The sequence below is a fragment of the Arthrobacter sp. Z4-13 genome (assembly GCF_054792705.1).
This window is the reverse complement of the sequence record NZ_CP096459.1, coordinates 1851694-1874358: the sequence shown is the minus strand read 5'-3', so window position 1 is coordinate 1874358 and position 22665 is coordinate 1851694. Positions and strand designations below refer to the sequence as shown.

Sequence of the window (22665 nt, the reverse complement as noted above, 5' to 3'; positions counted from 1 at the left end):
CGGGCCTCCCCCATCGGCCAACTCCGCAATTGTAAGCCAGATCACTTGCCATTGCTGTCACATTCCATACGCGTCAGTAGAGAACCTCCAACGAATAGACTTTTCCTATTCGTTCTTGCGCCCCACCGCGAAGATCCGGCGGAAGGGGAACACCGTGCCGTGCGGGCCCGACGGGTAGGCCTCCCTCAGCGCGGCTGCGTATTCGGCCTCGAACTCGGCGCCTTCACCCGGGGGCAGAACCGCCAGCACGGGCCGCAGGGCCGTGCCGCGCACCCACTCCAGAACCGGATCCGGACCGGGCAGCACCTGCTGGTAAACGGTCTCCCATGCGTCTGCCGTGAAACCGGCGTCGAGCAGTACCCGAAGGTAGTCGGCCGGCTCGCCCACCGACTCACCGCCCCGCAGCACTCCCTGCAGTTTGGGCGCCCACCGGGAGGAGCCTGCCAGTCCGCGCATCAGCGCGTGGGACGGGGCATTGAAGTTGCCCGGAACCTGCATCGCAAACCACGAGCCGGGGCGGAGGGCAGCCAGCCAGGAGCGCATCATGTCCTGGTGGCCGGGGACCCACTGCAGTGCGGCGTTGCTCACCACCACCCCGGTCTGAGCGGAGGGCATCCACTGGGCAATGTCCGTCTGGCGAAACCGCAGGGAGGGGTTTCCCTGAGCCACACCCTCGGCTTTGGCGAGCATCTCGGCCGAGGAATCAAGGCCCACAACGTCGGCCGCAGGCCACCGCTCTGCGAGGGTGGCAGTGAGGTTTCCCGGCCCGCAGCCCAAATCCACCACCTGACCGGGCGACTCCGCGTGGACCCTGCCCGTCAGGTCGAAGAACGGCCTGTCGCGGTAATCGCCGAACTGTACGTACTTTGCCGGATCCCATTTCATATCTGCCTCCACGTTCTGGTTCTGCAGTACGGCGAAGCCTAACCCCAAGGCGGCGGAAATCCGGGCGCATCCGGGCACTAAGCTGGAAATCAATGAAACTCGTTGACCAGCTGCCCCTTCTGTCCGCCCGGGACCTGCCCGCTTCCGCCGTCGATCCCGACGCCCTGTACACCCGGTTCCTTGAATGGACGGAAAGCCGGGGGCTGGAGCTGTACCCCGCCCAGGACGAAGCGATCATGGAGCTGGCCACCGGGGCCAACGTCATCCTGGCCACGCCCACCGGTTCCGGGAAGTCCCTGGTGGCCATTGCCGCCCACTTCCAGGCTATGGCGCAGGGCCGGCGCAGTTACTACACCGCGCCCATCAAGGCACTGGTTTCAGAAAAATTCTTTGCCCTCTGCGAGATTTTCGGCGCCGAGAACGTGGGAATGATCACCGGCGATTCCGGAGTCAACCAGGACGCGCCCATCATCTGCTGCACTGCCGAGATCCTGGCCAATACGGCGCTCCGTGAAGGGGCAGCAGCGGAGCTCGGCTCTGTGGTCATGGACGAGTTCCACTTCTACTCGGACCCGCAGCGCGGCTGGGCCTGGCAGGTGCCCCTACTGGAGCTCCCGCAGGCGCAGTTCCTCCTGATGTCCGCCACGCTGGGCGACGTCAGCAAATTTGAAGCGGGCCTGACCGGCCTGACCGGACGTGCCACCACCACGGTGAGCTCGGCGGAGCGGCCCATTCCGCTGCATTACTACTACCACGAGACCCCTGTGCACGAGACGCTGGAGGAGTTGCTCTCCACCAAACAGGTGCCGGTGTATGTGGTGCATTTCAGCCAGATCGAGGCGATCGACCGCGCGCAGACCCTGATGAGCATCAACGTCTGCACCCGCGAGGAGAAGGACAGGATCGCAGAGCTGATCGCCAACTTCCGTTTTGCCGCCGGCTTCGGCAAAACCCTCAACCGCCTGGTGCGCCACGGAATCGGGGTGCACCACGCCGGAATGCTTCCGAAGTACCGCAGGCTGGTGGAGCAGCTGGCGCAGGCGGGCCTCCTGAAAGTCATCTGCGGCACCGACACCCTGGGGGTGGGCATCAACGTGCCCATCCGCACAGTGCTGCTGACGGCTTTGAGCAAGTACGACGGCGTCCGCACCCGGCAGCTTAACTCCCGTGAGTTCCACCAGATTGCCGGCCGTGCCGGGCGTGCAGGCTACGACACCGCCGGCACAGTAGTGGTCCAGGCCCCCGAACATGTCATCGAGAACGTGAAAGCGATGGCCAAGGCAACCGCCAAGTTCGGCGACGACCAAAAGAAGCTGCGCCAGGTGGTGAAGAAAAAGCCGCCGGAAGGTTTTGTGTCCTGGGGCGAGCCCACTTTCAAGCGCCTGGTCGAATCAGTGCCGGAGCCGCTGAACTCCAGCTTCACCGTGACCCATGCGATGCTGATGAACCTGATGGAAAGGCCCGGCGACCCCTTCGCTGCCGCCCGCCGACTCCTGACGGAAAACCATGAGACCCGGTCCTCGCAGTTGCAGCTCATGAAGAAGGCGCTGGGCATCTACCGCGAACTGCTGGCCGCCGAGGTGGTGGAGCGGATCCCGCCCGAACAGCAGGGGCGGGACGGCCGCACCGTCCGCCTCACCGTGCACCTGCAGGCCAACTTCGCGCTTAACCAGCCGCTGTCGCCCTTCGCGCTGGCTGCGCTGGAGCTCCTTGACCCGGAGTCGCCGTCGTACGCCCTCGACGTGGTGTCCGTGATCGAGGCGACGCTGGAAAAGCCCCGCCAGATACTCTCTGCCCAGCAGAAAAAAGCCCGCGGCGAGGCGATTGCGGCGATGAAGGCAGACGGCATCGAGTACGACCAGCGCATGGCGATGCTGGAGGAAGTAACGTACCCGCAGCCCCTGGCTGAGATCCTGGGCGAAGCGTTTGAGGTGTACCGCAAGGCGGCACCCTGGGTGGGCGATTTCGAACTGGCGCCAAAGTCCGTGGTGCGGGATATGTACGAGCGCGCGATGAACTTCGGCGAGTTTGTCCAGTTCTACGGTCTGGCCCGCTCCGAAGGCATCGTGCTGCGGTACCTCGCGGATGCCTTCAAGGCGCTGCGGCAGACGGTGCCGCAGGACATGCTGCGCGAAGACCTTGAGGATCTTATTGCGTGGCTGGGTGAGCTGGTCCGCCAGGTCGACTCCAGCCTGCTCGATGAGTGGGAGGAGTTGACGTCGGGCGCGGCACCAACCCCCCACGACGCACCGCCGCCTCCCCCGCCGTCGCTAACGTCGAACATCCGCGCCTTCCGGGTGATGGTGCGCAACGAGATGTTCCGCCGGGTGGAACTGTTCGCGGACGAGGACGCTGCGGCCCTGGGCGAACTGGACGGCGGTGCAGGCTGGGACGCCGACCGCTGGGAAGACGTCCTGGACGACTACTTCGACGAGCACAACGACATAGGCACCGGTCCGGACGCCCGCGGCCCGGGCCTGCTCATTATCACCGAGGAACCCGGCGTCTGGAAGGTCCGGCAGATCTTTGACGATCCCGCCCGGAATCATGACTGGGGCATCTCCGCCGAGGTGGACCTGGAAGCCTCCGATGAAACCGGAACCGCAGTGCTCCGGGTGACGGACGTGAACCGGCTTTGACCGCCGCGGTGTCCCGGCTTGGGCGGGCGCCATGCTTTGTGGGCCGCCTTAGGGGTGCGCTGACTGCAGCGCCGCGGTCCCGGCGGTAAGCTCGAACAATGAGCTTAATCCGCCCTGCAACCCCGCACGACGTCCCCGCGATCCTCCGCATGATCCACGAACTGGCGCACTACGAGAAGGAACCGGACGCAGTCCGGAACACCCCGGAAATGCTGGAGCAGGTTCTCTTCGGCAGCAACCCGCGGGTCTTCGCGGCCATGGCTGAGAACGGCAACGGCGAAGTCCGTGGCTTTGCCCTGTGGTTCCTGAACTACTCCACTTGGGAAGGTGTCCACGGGATCTACCTGGAGGACCTCTACGTCAGCCCCGAAGCGCGGGGCGAAGGACACGGCAAGGCCCTGCTGCAGCACCTTGCCGGCATCGCTGTGGAGAACGGCTACGCGAGGGTGGAGTGGAGCGTGCTGGACTGGAACGAGCCGTCCATCAATTTCTACCGTCGCCTGGGGGCCCGGCCCATGGACGGCTGGTCCACCTTCCGCCTCACCGGCGATGCCCTCGAACAGTTCGGCAGCGCCGTGCCGGCCGCCGCCAATGGCTGAGCTGCAGGTGGCCGCCGCACGCGGCCAGGTGCGGCACGAGGTCCGGGCCCGCCATGAATTCCGGGGCATGCGCACGGCTGAACACTTTTTTACGGTGCCTTTGGACCACTTCAGTCCTTCCCCGGACGCCGAAACGATCACCGTCTTTGCCCGTGAATACGTGTCGGCTTCCCACAGCAGGGAAGAGGCCGCCAAGCTGCCCTGGCTGCTGTTCCTGCAGGGCGGTCCGGGCGGCCGCGGCAACAGGTTCGGTTCGCTGGGCGGCTGGAGCAAGGCCGCCGCCAAGGACTTCCGGATCCTGATGCTGGACCAGCGTGGCACCGGACTGTCCGCGCCGATTGACCGGAACACTCTTCCCCTGCGCGGAACGGCGCAGGAGCAAGCGGCCTACCTGGAGCATTTCCGCGCTGATTCAATCGTGGCCGACGCCGAATTGATCAGGGATGCGCTGGGGTCCCCGCCCTGGAGCATTTACGGCCAGAGTTATGGCGGCTTCTGCGCGCTCACCTATTTATCCTTCGCGGCAGAGGGGCTTAGGGAGGCGTTTATCACCGGTGGCCTTCCTCCACTCACCGGCCCGGCTGACGACGTATACCGCGCCACCTTCAAACGCGTGGCAGCACGGAACGTGGAATACTTCGGCTGGTACCCGGAGGACCGCGCCACGGTGGACCGGATTGCGCGCCACCTGCGGAGCACCCCGGAATTCCTGCCCGACGGCGGCCCCCTCACCGTGGAACGCTTTCAGATGGCGGGCGCCTTCCTGGGCGGCAACACCAGGGTGGACAGCCTGCACTACCTGCTGGAGGACGCGTTCACGGAGACGGCCCAGGGAAGCAGGCTTTCGGATTCCTTCCTCGAACAGATGCAGACGATCGTGTCCCGCCGCTCCAACCCGTTGTACGCCCTGATGCACGAGTCAATCTACGGCCAGGGCGAAGCCACCGACTGGTCTGCCTGGCGGGTGCTGGGTGAGTATCCGGAGTTCGAGCCGGACGCGGACCCGCTGCTGCTCACCGGCGAAATGGTCTACCCGTGGTACTTCGACCAAGACCCCGCCCTGCAGCCCCTGCGCGAGGTGGCAGGGCTGCTGGCGGCAAAGCCGGACTGGAAACCGCTCTACGACGTTCACCGGCTGGCGGTCAATACTGTTCCCGCAGCTGCCGCCGTCTACTCAGACGATATCTACGTGGACCGGAACCTGTCCCTGGAGACGGCCTCGGCTGTCCACGGGCTGCAGGTCTGGGAGACCCCGGACTTCCATCATGATGGAATCGCCGACGACGGCGAGGGGATCTTCACCCGCCTGCTGGGTATGGCACGCGCCCGCCACTGACGATCGGAGCGAGGCGGGCTGTGCTCACAGGTGGCCCGCAGTGCCGGCTGGCCTACGGCGCCAGCGTCCCCCGGCGGCGCGCCACGACTCTGACCGCGGCCGCCGCGAGGACAACCGCTCCCACCAGGGCGCCCGCCATGTTCAGTCCCAGGTAGCCGGCCTGGCTGAGGACCAATCCGGATGTCGCGCCGCCTACCGCGCCCGCAATCCCCATCAGCATGTCCGAAACGCCCTGGACCACTACGCGGGAATCCGGGCCCACGCTTTCGGCCAGCAGCGTGGAGCCCGAGATGGTGGACGCAGACCAGCCCATGCCCAGCAGGACCAGCCCCACCGCAACGGCCGCCGTGGAGTCCTGGCCGAACCCGGCCACTGCGACAGCGGTAATCAGCAGGATGAAACCGATCATGATGGTTTCGGTCCTGCCCGCCTTGTCCGTCAGCCAGCCCATCACCGGCGACAGCGCGAACATGCCCGCGATGTGCAGGGAGATGGTGAACCCGATGATTACCAGGACATCGCCCGACGCCGTGTGCCCGGCGTGGGCAGCGGCCGGCCCTTCAACGAGGTGCTGCAGGTGAAGAGGCGTCATGGACATAACGCCCACCATCACGGCGTGCGCCCCGACGACGGCAGCCACTGCGAGCAGTGCCATCCGCGAGGCGCGGATTGCCTGCAGGCCGCGCTTGAGCGATCCCGGCGGCCTGGCCGTGCCCGGGTGCGGAGGCTGCTGTCCCGGCTGCTGCGGCGATCCTGACCCGGAAACCACAGCCGCGGTGGACGCGAGGTCGCGGGCAAGCAGGAGCGGGTCCGGCCGGAGACCGGCGAACACCAGCGCGCAGGCGATGAGGAGCCCGGCCCCGGAAATCACGAACGGCCCGGCAATTGGCGGCAGGCCCACGGCCTGTCCCACAACTGTGCCGGGCTGGATGAGGTTCGGCCCCGCGACAGCTCCTACGGTCACTGCCCAGACGACGGTGGACAAGGCCCTGCCGCGGTGTTCACCGTCTGCCAGGTCCACGGCGGCGAAGCGTGCCTGGAGGCTTGCCGCCGTGCCCACACCGATGCCGGCTGCGCCGAGCACCAACAGGATGAAGACTCCGAACACCACGGACAGAATCATGAGTACGGTGCCCGCGAGGGCGGCGGACAGTCCGGCCACCTGGCCCATCCTGCGGCCCCGGCGGTCGGCCAGCGAGGCAAGCGGCAGCGCGGCCAGCGCAGCGCCCAGGGTCATGACCGTGGCTACCGCCCCCGCCCATGCGCTCGATCCTGACAATTCCACCGCGAGGATGGAGCCGATGGAGACCGTGGCTCCGGTCCCGATTCCGCCGAAAACCTGAGCCGCGCTGAGCAGCACCACGGTGCGCCGTTGGACCTGGCGCGCTCCTTCTTCTGTCATCAGCGTGGGGGCCATGGGGAGAGCATAGTCCCCCGCAGCCCGCTGCTATAGGGGGTGATTAAAAGCAGCAATCCCGGCCGCGAACGCGGCCGGGATTGCTGGACAGGCAGGGACTGAAGAGGCTCTAGTCGACGTCGCTGTGGCTCTTGCGGATGTCTTCTTCGAGACGGGCATCCAGGTGGGCTTCCTTCGCTTTGGAGCTCAACAGGCTGGCGACGACCGCAATGATGATGGTGCCGACGATCACGGCCAGGGAAACGAACGTGGGGATCTCCGGAGCCCATTCGATGTGCTGGCCGCCGTTGATGAACGGCAGTTCATTCACGTGCATGGCGTGCAGGACCAGCTTGACACCGATAAACGCGAGGATGAACGACAGTGCGTGCTTCAGGTAAATGAGGCGGTTCATGAGGCCGCCCAGCAGGAAGTACAGCTGGCGCAGGCCCATGAGGGCGAACAGGTTTGCGGTGAACACGATGAACGGGCTCTGGGTGAGTCCGAAGATGGCGGGGATGGAGTCCACTGCAAAGAGCAGGTCGGTGAGGCCGATGGTGATGAACACAATCAGCATCGGGGTGAAGACCTTCTTGCCGTTCACGGTAGTGCGCAGCTTGCCGCCGTCGAACTTCTCCGACATCGGGATGACCTTGCGGATCTTCGCGATGAGCGGGTTTTCGCGGTCTTCCTCGTCTTCGCCTTCATCCTGTGCCTGCTTCCAAGCAGTCCACAGCAGGAACGCTCCAAAGATGTAGAACACCCAGCTGAACTGCTCGATCACGATGGCGCCGAGCAGGATGAAGATGCCGCGCAGGATCAGGGCAATGATGATGCCCACCATCAGCACTTCCTGCTGGTACTTCCGGGGTACGGAGAACCTGGCCATGATGATGATGAAGACAAACAGGTTGTCTATGCTGAGGCTGTATTCCGTCACCCAGCCGGCGACGAACTGCCCGCCGTATTCAGGCCCGGTGAAGGCGAACATGGCGCCGGCAAACACCAGGGCGAGGGAGACGTAGAACGCCACCCACAGGCCTGCCTCCTTCATGGAGGGTTCGTGGGGGCGGCGAACCACCAGGAGAAGGTCGATCAGGAGGATCAGGCCGAGGACGACAAACGAGCCGACCTCGAACCACACGGGTAATTCGAGCACAGGGCAGCCTTTCGCAGGTACAGAGATGCAGTGTAAGTCTCTCCGGCCTGCCTGTGCACTTGGTGCTGATGTGGCGGCCCGCTACGCCCGGCGGGGCAACTATGCCCTGCGTGTTGACGATCGTAGCGCTTGGGATACTCCCCTACGTGACGTTAACTGTACAGCAGCCGGGAGTATTGCCACTCCCGGCTGCTGTCACGTGTCCTTGGCACACTGCTCAGGCGTGACCGGCCGCCTGCATCTGGCGCAGTTCCTTCTTCAGTTCACTGACCTCGTCCCTGATCCGCGCTGCCACCTCGAACTGCAGCTCGGCGGCGGCCCCGTGCATCTGTTCGGTCAGCTGTTCGATCAGGCCCACCAGGTCCTCCGCCGGTGCTGCGGCGAGGCCGTCGGAACGCACCTGCGCGGCACCCTTCGCCGCGGACTTTCGCTTGCCGCCCTTGGCCAGCCGGTTGTTGCTGAGCAGTTCCTGGGTGTCGGCGTCTTCCTTGGCCAACTGGTCCGTGATGTCGGCGATCTTCTTCCGCAGCGGCTGCGGATCGATGCCCCTTTCCGCGTTATACGCGACCTGGATGGCGCGTCGACGGTTGGTTTCGTCGATGGCGTGCGCCATGGAGTCCGTGATGCGGTCGGCGTACATGTGCACCTGACCGGAGACGTTGCGGGCGGCGCGGCCGATGGTCTGGATCAGCGACGTGGAGGACCGCAGGAACCCTTCCTTGTCAGCGTCCAGAATGCTGACCAGGGAGACCTCGGGCAAGTCCAGGCCTTCGCGGAGCAGGTTGATGCCCACCAGGACGTCGAACGTACCCATCCGGAGCTCGCGGAGCAGCTCCACGCGGCGCAGGGTGTCCACGTCCGAGTGCAGGTACTCCACCTTCACGCCATGGCCCAGCAAGTAGTCAGTAAGGTCCTCCGCCATCCGCTTGGTGAGCGTAGTGACCAGGACCCGTTCATTTTTCTCTGTGCGCGTCTTGATTTCGCCCAGCAGGTCATCGATCTGGCCCTTGGTGGGCTTGACCACCACCTCAGGGTCGATCAGCCCGGTGGGCCGGATGATCTGCTGGACCGTGCCGTCCGCTTTGCCCAGCTCGTATTTGCCCGGGGTTGCGGAAAGGTAGACGGTTTGGCCTACGCGTTGGAGGAATTCGTCCCACTTGAGCGGGCGATTATCCATGGCGGACGGCAGGCGGAAGCCGAAGTCCACCAGGTTCCGTTTGCGGGACATGTCGCCTTCATACATGGCACCGATTTGGGGGATGGTGACGTGGGACTCGTCCACCACCAGCAGGAAGTCGTCCGGAAAATAGTCAAGGAGGCAGTGCGGCGCGGTCCCCGGGGCCCGGCCGTCAATGTGCGATGAGTAGTTCTCGATGCCGTTGCAGAAGCCCATCTGCTGCATCATCTCGAGATCGTAGGTGGTGCGCATCCGCAGCCGCTGCGCCTCGACGAGTTTGTTCTGGCTTTCCAGGACGTGCAGCCGGTCCGCGAGTTCGTCTTCGATCCGCTTGATTGCCCTGGCCATCCGCTCAGGCCCGGCCACATAGTGCGAGGCCGGGAAGACGTACATCTCCTCTTCGTCCCGGATCACTTCACCGGTCAGCGGATGCAGCGTGTGGATGTTCTCGATCTCGTCCCCGAAAAACTCGATCCGGATAGCCAGTTCCTCGTACATGGGAATGATTTCCACGGTGTCGCCGCGGACCCGGAAGGTGCCGCGGTGGAAGTCCATATCGTTGCGCGCGTATTGCATGGAGACGAATTTCCGGAGCAGGTCGTCGCGGTTCATCTCCGCCCCCTTGCGGAGGGTCACCATGCCGGCGATGTATTCCTCCGGGGTGCCGAGGCCATAGATACAGGACACCGTGGCCACCACAATGACGTCGCGGCGGGTCAGCAGGGCGTTGGTGGCGGAGTGGCGGAGCCTCTCCACTTCCTCGTTGATGGAGGAGTCCTTCTCAATGAACGTGTCCGTCTGCGCTACGTAGGCCTCAGGCTGGTAGTAGTCGTAGTACGAGACGAAATACTCCACCGCGTTGTTGGGCAGCAGCTCGCGGAATTCGTTGGCCAACTGCGCTGCGAGGGTCTTGTTCTGGACCATCACCAAGGTGGGCCGCTGGACCTGTTCGATCAGCCATGCCGTAGTGGCGCTCTTGCCTGTACCGGTGGCGCCGAGCAGGACCACGTCCTTCTCGCCGTTCCTGATGCGCTCCGTCAGCTCAGCAATGGCTGTGGGCTGGTCACCGGCCGGCTTGAACTCGCTGATGACCTCGAAGGGCGCTACAACACGGTTGACTTCCTGCGCAAGGCTCATGGTTCTAATTTACAGTGGGGCACCGACACTGAGGGGGTCAGTCCGTTACGGGCGAACACCCAGCCTGTGTCAGGAGAGGCAGCCGCGACAACGAGTCAGGGCATGGACGACGGCGGCTGCCAGCCCGACTGCTTAACCCACCGTTCAAGGGGTTCTTCCACGGCCGTAAACCACTCTTCCTTGGCCGCCGCGTAGTCCGCGGTGGACGTGTCCCCTGCGTGGGCGGCAGCGAGTCTGCGCTTCAGCGCCAAGTATTCAACCACCGCTGCCGGTTCCGCCCGCAGCCAGTCGCGGAAGCAGAGGGCGAAGCGCCAACCCGGTGAGCCGGTGGCCCTGATATGCAGATTAACTGGACGGCCCGGATCCGCGTTCGCATGGATGCGTTTGCGCCAGTCTTCGGGGTCGGGGTGGCTGGGCTTGGGATTGTCGGCGGTGATACCTGGGATGGCGGGAAATCCGCTGGCGGCCAGGACGGGTGCAAGGGAATCGGCAACTTCGAGGTCCGGGACGGTGAGCTGAAGGTCGATGACGTCTTTGGCGTCCAGCCCCGGAACTGACGTGGAGCCAATGTGGTCGACTGCCACCCTCTCCTGCTGCCCGGCCGGAAGGGCTTTGACAATCCGGTTCATAAGCCGCTGGGCATCGCCCGCCCACTCACGCCGCGCCGGCACGAGCACCGGTCCCCCGGCTCTGGCCGCCCTTTCTCCTGTTGAGAGGTTTCGGGCAAAGGGCGCCAGGCGGTCATCCCAGAGCCGGTCAACTTCTGCCACCAACTGCTCCAGGGTGCCCGAGTTGTCGATGACGATGTCAGCCGCGGCGAGGCGTTCCTCCCGTGTTGCCTGCGCCGCCATCCGGGAGCGGGCGGCCTCAGCGGTCATCCCCCGGAGCTCCAGCATCCGCTGCAGCCTCATTTCATCCGGCGCGTCCACCACCAGGACCAGGTGGAAGTCACTGCCCTGGCCCGTCTCCACCAGCAGCGGGATGTCCTGCACCACCACGGCGTCCTCCGCGGCTTCCGCCACAATGGCCGCGGCGCGGGACCGGACCAGTGGGTGGACGATTCCATTCAACACGGCGAGGTGTTCAGGGTCCCCGAAGACCAGGGCCCCGAGTTTGGGCCGGTCCAGCCGGCCGTCGGCGCCCAGGACGTCGTCGCCGAACCCGGCAACGATCCGCTGCAGGCCTTCCGTACCGGGTTCCACCGCCTCCCGTGCCAGGGCATCTGCGTCCACCAGCACAGCCCCGCGTTCCTTGAGCCGGGAGGCCACTGCCGACTTTCCTGAGGCGATACCGCCCGTCAAACCAATTTTCAGCACCCCACCACACTAATCCCCACCGCTACCCTGCCCTCGCTGCGCTCGCCCAGGGAACCCTCACGGCGTGGGCCCACCCACCGCTACCCTGCCCTCGCTGCGCTCGCCCAAGGAACCCTCACGGCGTGGGCCCACGCACCACAACTAGACTTGGCCGGGTGCAAGAGCAAGCGAGCCAGGCCACCAGCTACACCACCCTGGCAACAGGCCCGGACTTCCGCCACGAGATCGAGATCAAGCGCTCCAGGTTCATCACGGTGCTGCGCCGGGCCGACAGCGAGGAGGCTGCACGCGACCTTGTGGCGGGGCTCCGCCGCGAGTTCCACGACGCCCGGCACCACTGCTCGGCGTTCATCCTCGGCCCTGATCGGGACATCCAGCGCTCAAGCGACGACGGCGAGCCCTCGGGAACCGCCGGCGTCCCCATGCTCGAGGCCTTGAGCAAAAGGGAAACGACACCCGGGGCGGCTGACCTCAGCGACGTGAGCGCCGTCGTCGTCCGCTACTTCGGCGGAATCCTGCTGGGGGCGGGCGGGCTGGTGCGCGCTTACTCGGAGTCCGTGTCCTCGGCGCTTTCACTTGTGCCGCTGGTGCGCCGCAGCCGGTTGCGGATCTGCTCGGCGGAGGTGCCCCACGCTGCTGCCGGGCGGCTGGAGAACGACCTGAGGGCTGCGGGTTTCGTGATGGCGGAAACAAGCTACGGAGAACAGCACACGGTTCTGCGCGTGGCTGTTCCGGACGAGGCCGGGGCGATCGCAGATGCTGCAGACCGACTGCAGCTGTTCACCTCGGGCAGCGCTGCCCTCAAACCCGAAGGAACGGACTGGGTGGATGTCCCGCTTCCCTGACGTGTCCCTCGTGGACGTGGATGAATCAGTGCTGGAGCAGCTCCTGGCGCTGGCCAAGCGCGACGCCTCCCCCGACGAGGTCGCTCCTCCACTGGGCGGCCCGGGATGGAACCTGGAACGTACGGCGTGGTTCTTTAGCTATCACCACGCCGCCGCCCAGGGCCTCGACGGGGATGCCGGGGAGAAGGCGTGGGGCATTCTCGCCGATGGCAGCCTGGCCGGGTCCATCCGCCTCCGCCGCATCGAGTCTGGCGGTACTGGATCCGCTAGTGCTGAGTCCAACGGCATAACTGTTGCCGAGACGGGTATTTGGCTGGGCAGGAGCTTTCGGTCCCGCGGGATCGGAACCGTCGCATTCCGCCTGGTCCTGGGCGAAGCCCGCAAAGCGGGCGTCGCCCGCGTCACCGCCCGCACCCTGACCGGGAACGTCGGCGCCCAACGTCTCCTCGCCTCAGCCGGCGCCGTACTTACGCCCGACGACGACGGGACGGTCAGCGCCGTCGTCGTACTCTAAGTGCCTGGCTGCCCATAAAGCCGCGGCCCATCACGCGTTAACCCAACAGACCCCCTGCCTTGTGGGCAGGGGGTCTGTTGGGTTGGCCCGGAAAGTCCGGGCCGATGGCAATTAGTTGCCGGTCAGCTTCTCGCGCAGAGCGGCGAGGGCCTCGTCGGATGCAAGAGTTCCTGCACCGGCGTTGGACTCAGCAGCCGGCTCCGAGGAGTAGCTGGTGGTGCCGGAATCGCTCTCACCGGACGTTGCAGCTGCAGCGTCGTCGGCAGCGTGCTGGGCAACCTGCTTCTTGTGGGCTTCCCAACGGGTCTGGGCGTCAGCGTACTGCTGCTCCCAGGCGGCGCGCTGGTTCTCGTAGCCTTCAAGCCACTCGTTGGACTCGGGATCGAAGCCCTCGGGGTACTTGTAGTTGCCCTCTTCGTCGTACTCTGCGGCCATGCCGTACAGAGCCGGATCGAATTCGGTGCTGTCGGCGTCGACGCCCTCGTTGGCCTGCTTGAGGGACAGCGAAATGCGGCGGCGCTCGAGGTCGATGTCGATGACCTTGACGAACAGCTCGTCGCCAACGGAAACAACCTGCTCTGCCAGTTCCACGTGGCGCACGGCCAGCTCGGAGATGTGGACCAGGCCTTCGATGCCGTCTTCGACGCGAACGAACGCACCGAACGGAACCAGCTTGGTGACCTTACCCGGAACAACCTGGCCGAGGGCGTGGGTGCGGGCAAAGGTCTGCCACGGATCTTCCTGCGTAGCCTTGAGCGACAGGGAGACGCGCTCGCGGTCCAGGTCAACCTCGAGAACCTCGACGGTGACTTCCTGGCCAACTTCGACAACCTCGGACGGGTGGTCGATGTGCTTCCAGGACAGCTCGGAAACGTGAACCAGGCCGTCTACGCCGCCCAGGTCCACGAATGCACCGAAGTTGACGATGGAGGAAACGACGCCGGGACGGACCTGGCCCTTTTCCAGCTTGTTGAGGAACGTGGAGCGGACCTCGGACTGGGTCTGCTCGAGCCATGCACGGCGGGAAAGGACCACGTTGTTGCGGTTCTTGTCCAGCTCGATGATCTTGGCTTCGATCTGCTGACCGATGTACGGAGCCAGGTCGCGCACACGGCGCATCTCGACGAGGGATGCGGGCAGGAAGCCGCGCAGGCCGATGTCGAGGATAAGACCACCCTTGACAACCTCGATGACGGTACCGGTGACAACACCGTCTTCTTCCTTGACCTTCTCGATGTCGCCCCAGGCACGCTCGTACTGAGCGCGCTTCTTGGAGAGGATCAGGCGGCCTTCTTTGTCTTCCTTGGTGAGCACCAGGGCTTCGACCTGATCGCCAACGGAGACGACGTCTCCGGGATCAACGTCGTGCTTGATGGACAGCTCACGGGAGGGGATGACACCTTCGGTCTTGTAACCGATGTCGAGCAGGACTTCATCGCGGTCGACCTTGACGACGGTACCTTCGACGAGATCTCCGTCGTTGAAGTACTTGATGGTCGCGTCGACTGCTGCGAGGAAGTCCTCAGCGGTACCGATGTCGTTAATGGCGACTACGGGGGTACCGGGCTTCTCGGTGGAGGTGATGGTCATGTAGTAGGGGCTCCGTTGTGGATAGTTAGTTGGTCAGGCGACCACCACTTCCGGGTACTGACCTGGAGGCGGAGCGCGGCGGATTGCCGGGTCATCCTGATTGCGTGAGCTCAAATGCGAACCAAAGCTGCGCACACGTAACACACGCCCGTTCAGTCTAGTCGCTGCGCGTAACGCGGGTCAAAGCGGCGTTCGGGCCGCCGGACGTATGGCCTGCCAGCCGCGTCAGGGACCCTGCCGGGCGTTAAACCGTTCTTCATAAACCCGTTCAGCTTCCTCCAGCAGCCCGTTCGTGAGGCGGCCAAGCGGGTGAATATCGGTAAGGAGCGGCTCGCAGTCCGGTCCCCGGCCCACGCACTTCCCGGTAAGGATCCAGGCGTGCCGGTCCTGCCTTTTGCCAAGATGCAGGTACTGGCAAATCTGGCGGGCAAGCCAGTCCCTCAGCGGCCTGCTCCACCACTCTTCCGGTGTCAACGGGTTGACAGAGAGACCCGGTAGCGTCAGTCCGCTTTCGGTGTCGGTGCTTCCGGAACCAGCGTCTGCCTCATGCCCCCGGGAGTACCGGACATACACGTGTTCCTCTCCCCGGACAATGTCTTCGAGATCGCGCAGTGTGCCGATAACACTTTCATCCGCTTCATCAGGCATTGCTGCCTCCTCAAACGCAAAGATCAAGCCATCGGGTAAACGACGGCGTGGAGAAAAGTGCGCGGTCGGCTTCACGACATATTCAGCGTACCCGGCTGGCCCGGGGGTGTCAGGGGCCCATGGAAACGCAGGCAAGCAGCAGCGGCTGGAGTCAGAAGTGGGTAAGGCAGTGCGTTGCCCGCTCAACGGCGAACATCTGCCTGGCCTTCAGGGCTGAGCCGGCCGTGTTTTCCCGAATCCTGCCTGCTGCCGTCAGCGTCACGGGGCATACGGCGCCCAGGTAGATCGAGGACAAGGCTGAAACATCCAGCACCAGGTCCGCTTCCGTGGTTTCCGGCAGGCGTTCGACGGCGGCCTGGCCGCTTTGGACTTGCAACGCATAGGTTCCAGCCGTGAGGCCCAGCGAGTCATGGACCTCCAGGACCAGCCGGCCGTCGGCCGGATAGTGCCTGGCCCCCAGCGCCTTGGAAGCATCGAGGATACGGAGCCACAGCATGTCCCGGCTGTCGGAGGAGTCAATGCAGCGCGGGTCCGTGAGGGCCCAGGTCAAAGGGTCATCCAGCGGCGCTTCGTCCCAGGAGACGCGCTCCACCAGGTCGATGGCGCCGAGGAACTGCCAGAGCTCCAGGTAGGCGTCGTTGCCGGCGGCTATCAGGTCCACCACTTCCACGGTGTAGGGTTCCGTGTCCCAGCCGAGGAACTTGTAGGAGACATACCCGTCCACAACTCCGTCCGCCGAGTAATGGAGCGCCACCTTGATGGCGGGGTCCTCCTTGCCGTCCCGGCCGAGTGATCCGGAAGCGAGTTGCCGATACCAGTCCTGCCGGCCGAGGGACCCGGGGGTGAGCTCGTGGACGCGTTCAAAGACCTCCGGTGCCAGCTGCAGCAGGGCCTTGGGGTCGGCAATTTCCACACTGCCCGTGGGCTGGTGCCCCAGAATGAACCGCGCGGTGGTGTCCACCTTGACGGAGCGTTCGAAGCTGGCGACGCCGTAACCGAAGCGTCCGTAGATGGTTCCCTCCGAGGCGGTGAGGGCAGCCATCGCGATGCCGTCCTCTTTGGCGAGGTGCAGGTCTTCGCTCATCATCCGGCGCAGCAGCCCGCGGCGGCGGTGCGAGGTCCGTACTGTCACGGACGTGACCAGTTGACTCTCAAGGGCGCGGCCGAAACCGATGTTAAGGCTCTTGCGGAAAGTGGCGAACGTGGCCACCGGCACTTCAGCAGGAAGGGAACCCGGTGCCACGTCGCCCGTTTGGTACACACCGGTCAGGACCCGGCCGTCCCTTTCGTAGGTGGCGAGGGACTTTGCCACATGGTCAGGCGTGCGCGTGGACTCGTGGAACCCGAAGGCCACGGCACTGGCCCAGGTCTCCGCTTCCGCATAGCCATCATTGTTTCTGGAAACCGCGCCAAAGCGCCGGATCTCATAGTTTCCGCTCAGGTCAGCCATCCGTCCGAGCCTAACCAATAAATCCGGCGCCTGGCCAGCAGTGACACGTTAGTGCCCGGCGTCGTACCAGCTGGGCCCCACACCGATCTGGACCTCCAGCGGAACGCTGAGGTCCGCCGCGGCCCCCATCTGTTCGGTGACAAGTTTCTCCACGGCTTCCCGCTCCCCCGCCGCAACTTCCAGGACCAGTTCGTCGTGGACCTGCAGGAGCATCCGCGACTTCAGGCCCTGTGACTTGAGTTCTGCATGGACGCCGAGCATGGCGCGCTTGATGATGTCTGCGGCCGAGCCCTGGATCGGGCTGTTGAGGGCGATCCGTTCCGCGTTTTCCCGGAGCTGCCGGTCGGTGCTGGTCAAGTCCGGCAGGTACCTGCGGCGGCCCTCGATGGTTGCCGTGTAGCCGTCAACCCGGGCCTGGTCCACCACGCCGCGGAGGTAGTCGCGGACGGCGCCAAACCGGTCGAAGTAGTCCTTCATCAGAGTGCGGGCCTCGTCCACGGAGATTTCCAGCTGCTTGGACAGGCCGAAGGAGGTCAGGCCGTAGGCCAGCCCGTAGGACATGGCCTTCACCTTGGAGCGCATGGCGCTGGTGACCTCCTCGGTGGGCACGTGGAAGATGTTGGAGCCCACAAACCGGTGCAGGTCCTCGCCGTCCTTGTAGGCCTGGATGAGGCCGGCATCGCCGGACAGGTGCGCCATGATCCGCATTTCAATCTGGGAGTAGTCCGCGGACAGCAGGCATTCGTAGCCGTCGCTGACAACAAAGATCCCGCGGACGCGGCGGCCTTCCTCGCTGCGGATGGGGATGTTCTGCAGGTTGGGGTTGTTGGAGGAGATGCGGCCCGTGGCCGCCACGTTCTGGGCGTAAGTGGTGTGGATCCGGCCGTCCTCAGCGACGGACTTCTTCAGTGACTCCAGCATTTGCCGCAGCTTTGCAGCTTCCCGGTGGGCCATCAGCTGTACCAGGAACTCATGGCCGGTTTTGTCGAGGAGGTTCTTCAGGGACGCGGCGTCGGTGGTGTAGCCGGACTTGATCTTTTTGGTCTTGGGCAGCTGGAGCTCCTCAAACAGCACGGTCTGCAGCTGTTTGGGCGATCCGAGGTTGACCTCGTGGCCGATCGCCGCGAAGGCCTGCTCCTGGGCGTTGTCAATAACCCGGGCGAGGTCCGCGAGCTGTTCGTCCATCCGGGCCATGTCGATCCCGATGCCGGCGAGTTCCATGTCGGCCAGGACACGGCTGACCGGAAGTTCCAGGGTGGACAGCAGCTCCTCGGCGCGGCGCTCCTTCAGCTCCGCCTCGAAGAAGCGGCTCAATGCAAGGACGACGGCGGCGGCCTGCACCAGTGCGCCCGCGGCCGCCTCGTCGTCGCCGTCGAAGGAAAGCTCCAGCTGGCCGGCTTTGGCGGTGGCGGCGGGGATCCCGACGTTGAGGTGGTGCTGGGCAAGTTCAGCGAGTTCGTAGGTGCGGCGGTCCGGCTGGATGAGGTAGCCGGAGATGGACGTATCGTCCACCACGCCCCCAAGCTCCAATCCGCGGGAGGTCAGGGCCTTCAGTGCAGCCTTGAACCCATGCAGCACCTTCGGGGCTTCGGCGTCACGCAACCACGACACCAGGACATTTTCCGCCTCGGCGTCCTGGGCGGAGAGGTCGATGTAAGCGGCGGCGCCGTCGCGGACGATGGCCAGCCCGGCAGCATCCTCGCCGATCCTTCCCGGTACCAGGTCAACCGCCACAGCGGAGCGCTGACCCGCGCCTGCGTCCAGGAATTCGGCGAGCTCAGCAGCACCGGAGGGTGTGATGAAGTCTGGGGTTTCGATGCTTCCACGCTCCGGGGCGGGAGCGTCGTCGTCGCCGTAGAGGGCGAAAAGCCGGCCGCGGATGGCCTTGAATTCGAGTTGGTCGAACAGGTCCTCGAGGGCTGCCTGGTCCGGGCGGGGCTCGTACAGCTCATCCAGCGTGACGGGAAGTTCCAGGTCCGTGTGGAGCTGGTTCAACCGGCGGTTGCGCTTGACGGCTTCGACGTTCTCCCGCAGCGCGTCACCCACCTTGCCACCAATGGAATCCACGTGTTCAAGTACGCCTTCAAGGCCGCCATAGAGGTTGATCCACTTGGCAGCCGTTTTGGGGCCTACGCCCGGCACTCCCGGGAGATTATCGGCCGTCTCCCCCACCAGCGCGGCGAGGTCCGAATACCGTGCGGGGCTGACGAAATACTTGGCCTCGATGGCGGCGGCATCCATCCGCGGGATATCGCTGACACCCTTCTTCGGGTAGAGCACAAAAACGTTGTCCGTGATCAGCTGGAATGCGTCCCGGTCGCCGGAAACCAGCAGGACCTCGAAGCCGGCCTTTTCACCCATTGCGGCAAGGGTGGCAAGAATGTCATCGGCCTCGTAGCCCGGCATCTTGATGGTCTTGATGCCCCAGGCTTCCATCACTTGGCCGATGAGGTCGATCTGGTTGTTCATCTCCCGTGGGGTTTCGTTCCGGCCCCCCTTGTATTCGCTGTACTCGGTCTTCCGGTGGGTGGACTCATCAGAGACGTCGAAAGCCACGGCGATGTGGGTGGGCTGCTGTTCCTTGATGAGGTTAATCAGCATGGAGGTGAAGCCGTGGATGGCGTTGGTGTGCTGGCCGTTCGCGGTGGAGAACTTGTCCGCAGGCAGGGCGAAGAAGGCGCGGAATGCCATCGAGTGCCCGTCCAGCACCAGCAGCCGCGGCTGGCCAGTCATGGGAACTACGGGGGCGGCAGTCGCCGAAACCGATCCACCCGCCTGAGCCGGAACCGTGTCCTGAACAGCAGCGTCTTCAAGGACGGTTGAGACCTGCGGGGCGTTGTCCTCCTGCAGGACATTGGACGGGAAAGGGGCCGGTTTGGTTGTTTCACTCACAGGTGCCAGCCTAGTTGCCATGATGGACAATTTCACGCCGGGCCCCTTCGCCGACGAGCTCACTGCCGCCGGCGTCCCGGAGCACCTGCACGCCTGGCTGGGTCAATTCGGGATTGGCGCGTTGGTGGTGAAGATGGGGATCCGTTTCCTTGAGATGAGCCCCGAGCGGACGGTAGCCATCATGCCAGTGGCCGGAAACACCCAGGTGGCTGGAATCCTGCATGGCGGCGCCCACGTGGTGCTGGCCGAAACACTCGGATCATTCGCCTCGGGCATGCATGCAGGGCCAGGACGCCACGCAGTGGGCATCGAGGTCAGCGCCGCACATCACCGCTCCATCTCGGCGGGCACGGTAACGGGAACCTGCACTGCGATCCACCTCGGCGGGACCCTGGCCACGCACGAGATCGTTATGACGGATGAACAGGGACGACGGCTGTCCACCGCCCGCATCACCAACATGATCAGGGATAACGCCTCGCCTTCGAAGAGCTGAAGTGCGGAACAGCCACCGTCAGACGCACCATCACCTTCGGCAGAAATTTTGGAACGCGCCATCACCTCCCGCAACTTCACGGCTGGGCCTGATGACGCGTTTCCCAAAAACCCACGGGACGTGATGGGGCGTCTCCTAAAAACCCACGGGACGTGATGGGGCGTCTCCCAAAAACCCACGGGACGTGATGGGGCGTCTCAAGCATCGGGTTTCGGCGGGCTCAGTTGCCGGGTTTCGTGTCTGCGCTACCGTTCAACACGTACCGCAGCTCGACTATGCCTCTGCCCATGGCGCGCGAGGCAGTCAACTCGAGTGGCGGCGTCGGACCCGTCAACGGGAGCAGCCGTTTGCCGTCTCCAAGGACCACAGGAATGACGGAGAGGATCAGCTCATCCAGCAGCCCGGCGTCGGCGAACTGGGCGGCGAGGTCTCCCCCGCCAACCACCCAAACGTTCTTGCCTCCCGCGTCAGCCTTGAAGTCGGCAATGAACTCGTCGATGCTCCCGCGCACGAACGTGAGGTCCGCCCCGGGAGGTGCCTGGTACTCATGCCGCGTGAAGACGTAGCAGGGAGTGTCCGGATAGGGCCACTTCCCTGGCTCGTGCTCCATCAGCCAGGCATACGTCCCGCCGCCCATAACGATGCAGCCAACGCCCGCCATGAACGTTTCGTAGCTCTCCTTGCCGCCCTCGAAGCCGTCGAACTGCAGGAGCCAGCCAAGATCATCTGTAGACGTGGCAATGAAACCGTCAAGGGACGCGGCTACGAAGTACTGGATCCGTGACATGGCTCCAGCCTAGTGATCCGCCGCGGTCTGGCCAACGGCCTGGCCGCTGAAGCTATGGTGCTGCCAGCGTGTGTTGCTAGCTGGAGAAGTACGGAATGATCAGGTACAGGCCGAAGAGCACGGCGAGTCCGCACAGGCCGAAGCAGACGTAAGCAAGGGACCGTTTCACGCCGGGTGAAGCCTGCTGTGCGTCGCCGGCAATGGCCGTCAGGCGAACGCCCAGCGAGTAGAGAACCACCACTGTCACTGCCGCCGCCAAGGTGGCACCGGCCACGGTCACCAGTTCCAACCACTTCATCGTTGGGCATCCTTCGTCGTATTGGCTTCGGCATCGGTATTGGCCTCGGCGCTGGTGCTGGCCCCAACGTTGGTGCTGGCGTCAGCGCTGGTGCTGGCCCCAACGTTGGTGCTGGCGTCAGCGCTGGTGCTGGCCCCAACGTTGGTGCTGGCGTCAGCCTTGGTGATGGCTTGGGCGCTGCCCTTTTCACGGGCCTTGGCCTTGGCGCGCGCTCGGGCCAGGGCCTTCTTTTTGGCGAAGCGCACGGTCTGGCCGGCCTCTTCCACCTCGATGGCGTTGTGATGGCCCACGGCCGACTTACGTGAGTAGAAGAACATAAACAAAACCGCTGCCGTGCCGGCGATGGCCGCTATCAGGACGCCCACTACGCCGGTCTTGACCAGCAACGCGGTCAGCGCGCCCATTATGCCGGCCGCGGGAAGAGTGAAGAGCCAGCCCAAGGCGATCCTGCCCACCATGCTCCAGCGGACACTGGTTCCCCTGCGGCCCATGCCGGAGCCAATGACGGAACCGGAAGCCACCTGCGTTGTGCTGAGCGCAAAACCGAGGTGGGAGGACGCGAGGATGGCCGACGCGGTGCTGGTCTCGGCGGCGAAGCCCTGGGCGGGCTTTACTTCCGTGAGCCCGGAACCCATGGTGCGGATGATTCGCCAGCCGCCGGCGTAGGTTCCGATGGCAATAGCAAAGGCGCAGGCTGCGATCACCCAGAACTGCGGGCCCGATCCCGGCGCCTGGGTGCCGGCGGCAATCAGGACAAGCGTGATGATGCCCATTGTTTTCTGGGCGTCATTGGTGCCGTGGGCCAGTGCCACCAGGCTGGAGGTGAAGATCTGCCCGGTACGGAAGCCGCCGCGTTTCTGGGTGAGCTTGCTGCCGGTTTCAGGGTCATGGCGGGACGTCAAAGCGTAGGCAAGGCGCGTACAGATGTAGGCGACGATGCCGGCAATCAGCGGCGCGAAGATTGCGGGCAGGATGACCTTCTGGAGCAGGCCCTCAAGGTTGATGGAATTGAAGCCGATGCCGGCGATGGCCGCACCGATCAGACCACCAAATAAGGCGTGCGAGGAACTCGAGGGCAGCCCCTTCAACCAAGTGATCATGTTCCACAGAATTGCTCCCATGAGGCCCGCGAAGATGATCTCCGGGGTGATCTGTACACCGTCGGATCCTTCACGGATGATGCCGCCGGAGACCGTTTTGGCCACTTCCGTGGACAGGAAGGCACCCACCAGGTTCAAGATGGCAGCGAGGGTCACCGCTGTCTTCGGCTTGATGGCACCGGTTGCGATGGGCGTGGCCATAGCATTCGCCGTGTCATGGAAGCCGTTCGTGAAGTCGAAAAATAGTGCCAGTGCGATGACCAGCGCCACCATGAAGGTGATATCCACCTGTTGCCCAATCTGCAGAGTCGACGTTCAGCAGTTTCTTTCCCCGGCTGCCTTGCACAGCATAATTCACCAGCTGTTCGCTTGGAATGACCTGCGCTGTTAACTCAACCGGC

The 22665-nt window shown here is 64.6% G+C and carries 18 protein-coding genes; 6 read left to right on the top strand and 12 right to left on the bottom strand.

The features are described 5' to 3' along the window. Positions 1 to 105 precede the first annotated feature (105 nt). Positions 106 to 885: a trans-aconitate 2-methyltransferase gene (locus M1E07_RS10335; RefSeq protein ID WP_461190116.1), complete on the bottom strand. Its 780-nt coding sequence runs from the start codon at positions 883 to 885 to the stop codon at positions 106 to 108. A gap of 92 nt (positions 886 to 977) precedes the next feature. On the opposite strand from M1E07_RS10335, the gene M1E07_RS10330 reads away from it, so the two are divergent. The 3 genes from M1E07_RS10330 (at position 978) to M1E07_RS10320 (ending at position 5459) form a co-directional block, all read left to right on the top strand. Further along, a complete protein-coding gene (locus M1E07_RS10330) occupies positions 978 to 3524 on the top strand; it encodes a DEAD/DEAH box helicase (protein WP_461190115.1) in 2547 nt (848 codons plus the stop codon). Positions 3525 to 3622: 98 nt separating this feature from the next. Continuing rightward, positions 3623 to 4123, top strand: a complete 501-nt coding sequence (locus M1E07_RS10325) for a GNAT family N-acetyltransferase (RefSeq protein ID WP_461190114.1) — start codon at positions 3623 to 3625, stop codon at positions 4121 to 4123. After that, a complete protein-coding gene (locus M1E07_RS10320; protein WP_461190113.1) occupies positions 4116 to 5459 on the top strand; it encodes an alpha/beta fold hydrolase in 1344 nt (447 codons plus the stop codon). The genes M1E07_RS10325 and M1E07_RS10320 overlap by 8 nt, the downstream gene beginning before the upstream one ends. A 52-nt stretch (positions 5460 to 5511) precedes the next feature. Here the strand turns inward: M1E07_RS10320 and M1E07_RS10315 are convergent, their stop codons facing one another. The 4 genes from M1E07_RS10315 to coaE all read right to left on the bottom strand — a co-directional run bounded on the left by M1E07_RS10315 (position 5512) and on the right by coaE (position 11644). Beyond that, positions 5512 to 6876: an MFS transporter gene (locus tag M1E07_RS10315; RefSeq protein ID WP_461190112.1), complete on the bottom strand. Its 1365-nt coding sequence runs from the start codon at positions 6874 to 6876 to the stop codon at positions 5512 to 5514. 109 nt (positions 6877 to 6985) lie between these two features. After that, complete coding sequence (locus M1E07_RS10310; RefSeq protein ID WP_461190111.1) at positions 6986 to 8014, bottom strand: TerC family protein; 1029 nt, start codon at positions 8012 to 8014, stop codon at positions 6986 to 6988. A gap of 217 nt (positions 8015 to 8231) precedes the next feature. Next, on the bottom strand, positions 8232 to 10328 hold the full coding sequence (gene uvrB, locus M1E07_RS10305) for an excinuclease ABC subunit UvrB (protein ID WP_461190110.1): 2097 nt from the start codon (positions 10326 to 10328) through the stop codon (positions 8232 to 8234). A 95-nt stretch (positions 10329 to 10423) separates the two neighbouring features. Continuing rightward, positions 10424 to 11644 (bottom strand): dephospho-CoA kinase, encoded by a 1221-nt coding sequence (gene coaE, locus M1E07_RS10300; RefSeq protein ID WP_461190109.1) that lies wholly within the window; start codon positions 11642 to 11644, stop codon positions 10424 to 10426. A 155-nt stretch (positions 11645 to 11799) separates the two neighbouring features. On the opposite strand from coaE, the gene M1E07_RS10295 reads away from it, so the two are divergent. Further along, positions 11800 to 12489, top strand: a complete 690-nt coding sequence (locus tag M1E07_RS10295) for an IMPACT family protein (protein WP_461190108.1) — start codon at positions 11800 to 11802, stop codon at positions 12487 to 12489. Continuing rightward, complete coding sequence (locus M1E07_RS10290; protein ID WP_461190107.1) at positions 12473 to 13003, top strand: GNAT family N-acetyltransferase; 531 nt, start codon at positions 12473 to 12475, stop codon at positions 13001 to 13003. The genes M1E07_RS10295 and M1E07_RS10290 overlap by 17 nt, the downstream gene beginning before the upstream one ends. 111 nt (positions 13004 to 13114) lie before the next feature. Here M1E07_RS10290 and rpsA read toward each other — a convergent pair whose 3' ends face one another. The 4 genes from rpsA to polA form a co-directional block, all read right to left on the bottom strand. Beyond that, the gene (rpsA, locus tag M1E07_RS10285) at positions 13115 to 14593 is read right to left on the bottom strand and encodes a 30S ribosomal protein S1 (RefSeq protein WP_139029088.1); all 1479 of its coding nucleotides are present in this window, start codon (positions 14591 to 14593) and stop codon (positions 13115 to 13117) included. Between the two features lie 225 nt (positions 14594 to 14818). Beyond that, positions 14819 to 15241 (bottom strand): DUF6098 family protein, encoded by a 423-nt coding sequence (locus M1E07_RS10280; protein WP_461190106.1) that lies wholly within the window; start codon positions 15239 to 15241, stop codon positions 14819 to 14821. Between the two features lie 151 nt (positions 15242 to 15392). After that, positions 15393 to 16691 carry a GNAT family N-acetyltransferase gene (locus tag M1E07_RS10275; RefSeq protein ID WP_461190105.1) on the bottom strand — a complete coding sequence of 433 codons (1299 nt, stop codon included), beginning with the start codon at positions 16689 to 16691 and terminating at the stop codon, positions 15393 to 15395. A 48-nt stretch (positions 16692 to 16739) separates the two neighbouring features. Next, a complete protein-coding gene (gene polA / locus M1E07_RS10270) occupies positions 16740 to 19382 on the bottom strand; it encodes a DNA polymerase I (RefSeq protein ID WP_461190373.1) in 2643 nt (880 codons plus the stop codon). 220 nt (positions 19383 to 19602) lie between these two features. Between polA and M1E07_RS10265 the strand changes: the two genes are divergently transcribed. Further along, the gene (locus M1E07_RS10265) at positions 19603 to 20079 is read left to right on the top strand and encodes a hotdog fold thioesterase (RefSeq protein WP_461190104.1); all 477 of its coding nucleotides are present in this window, start codon (positions 19603 to 19605) and stop codon (positions 20077 to 20079) included. A 220-nt stretch (positions 20080 to 20299) separates the two neighbouring features. Here the strand turns inward: M1E07_RS10265 and M1E07_RS10260 are convergent, their stop codons facing one another. From M1E07_RS10260 to M1E07_RS10250, 3 genes are all read right to left on the bottom strand, one after another. Continuing rightward, positions 20300 to 20866 carry a dihydrofolate reductase family protein gene (locus tag M1E07_RS10260; RefSeq protein ID WP_461190103.1) on the bottom strand — a complete coding sequence of 189 codons (567 nt, stop codon included), beginning with the start codon at positions 20864 to 20866 and terminating at the stop codon, positions 20300 to 20302. Between the two features lie 76 nt (positions 20867 to 20942). Further along, positions 20943 to 21164, bottom strand: coding sequence for a hypothetical protein (locus M1E07_RS10255; RefSeq protein ID WP_461190102.1), 222 nt, complete (start codon positions 21162 to 21164; stop codon positions 20943 to 20945). Continuing rightward, on the bottom strand, positions 21161 to 22552 hold the full coding sequence (locus M1E07_RS10250; RefSeq protein ID WP_461190101.1) for an inorganic phosphate transporter: 1392 nt from the start codon (positions 22550 to 22552) through the stop codon (positions 21161 to 21163). Before M1E07_RS10250 ends, M1E07_RS10255 begins: the two co-directional genes overlap by 4 nt. Positions 22553 to 22665 lie beyond the last annotated feature (113 nt).

Bases quoted from the DNA above. Each gene is read 5' to 3' on its own strand.
- M1E07_RS10255 (WP_461190102.1), bottom strand. From the start codon at position 21,164: ATGAAGTGGTTGGAACTGGTGACCGTGGCCGGTGCCACCTTGGCGGCG.
- uvrB (WP_461190110.1), bottom strand. From the start codon at position 10,328: ATGAGCCTTGCGCAGGAAGTCAACCGTGTTGTAGCGCCCTTCGAGGTC.
- M1E07_RS10290 (WP_461190107.1), top strand. From the start codon at position 12,473: ATGTCCCGCTTCCCTGACGTGTCCCTCGTGGACGTGGATGAATCAGTG.
- M1E07_RS10265 (WP_461190104.1), top strand. From the start codon at position 19,603: ATGATGGACAATTTCACGCCGGGCCCCTTCGCCGACGAGCTCACTGCC.
- M1E07_RS10275 (WP_461190105.1), bottom strand. From the start codon at position 16,691: ATGGCTGACCTGAGCGGAAACTATGAGATCCGGCGCTTTGGCGCGGTT.
- M1E07_RS10260 (WP_461190103.1), bottom strand. From the start codon at position 20,866: ATGTCACGGATCCAGTACTTCGTAGCCGCGTCCCTTGACGGTTTCATT.
- M1E07_RS10330 (WP_461190115.1), top strand. From the start codon at position 978: ATGAAACTCGTTGACCAGCTGCCCCTTCTGTCCGCCCGGGACCTGCCC.
- M1E07_RS10315 (WP_461190112.1), bottom strand. From the start codon at position 6,876: ATGGCCCCCACGCTGATGACAGAAGAAGGAGCGCGCCAGGTCCAACGG.
- M1E07_RS10335 (WP_461190116.1), bottom strand. From the start codon at position 885: ATGAAATGGGATCCGGCAAAGTACGTACAGTTCGGCGATTACCGCGAC.
- rpsA (WP_139029088.1), bottom strand. From the start codon at position 14,593: ATGACCATCACCTCCACCGAGAAGCCCGGTACCCCCGTAGTCGCCATT.
- M1E07_RS10320 (WP_461190113.1), top strand. From the start codon at position 4,116: ATGGCTGAGCTGCAGGTGGCCGCCGCACGCGGCCAGGTGCGGCACGAG.
- M1E07_RS10280 (WP_461190106.1), bottom strand. From the start codon at position 15,241: ATGCCTGATGAAGCGGATGAAAGTGTTATCGGCACACTGCGCGATCTC.
- polA (WP_461190373.1), bottom strand. From the start codon at position 19,382: ATGGCATTCCGCGCCTTCTTCGCCCTGCCTGCGGACAAGTTCTCCACC.
- M1E07_RS10325 (WP_461190114.1), top strand. From the start codon at position 3,623: ATGAGCTTAATCCGCCCTGCAACCCCGCACGACGTCCCCGCGATCCTC.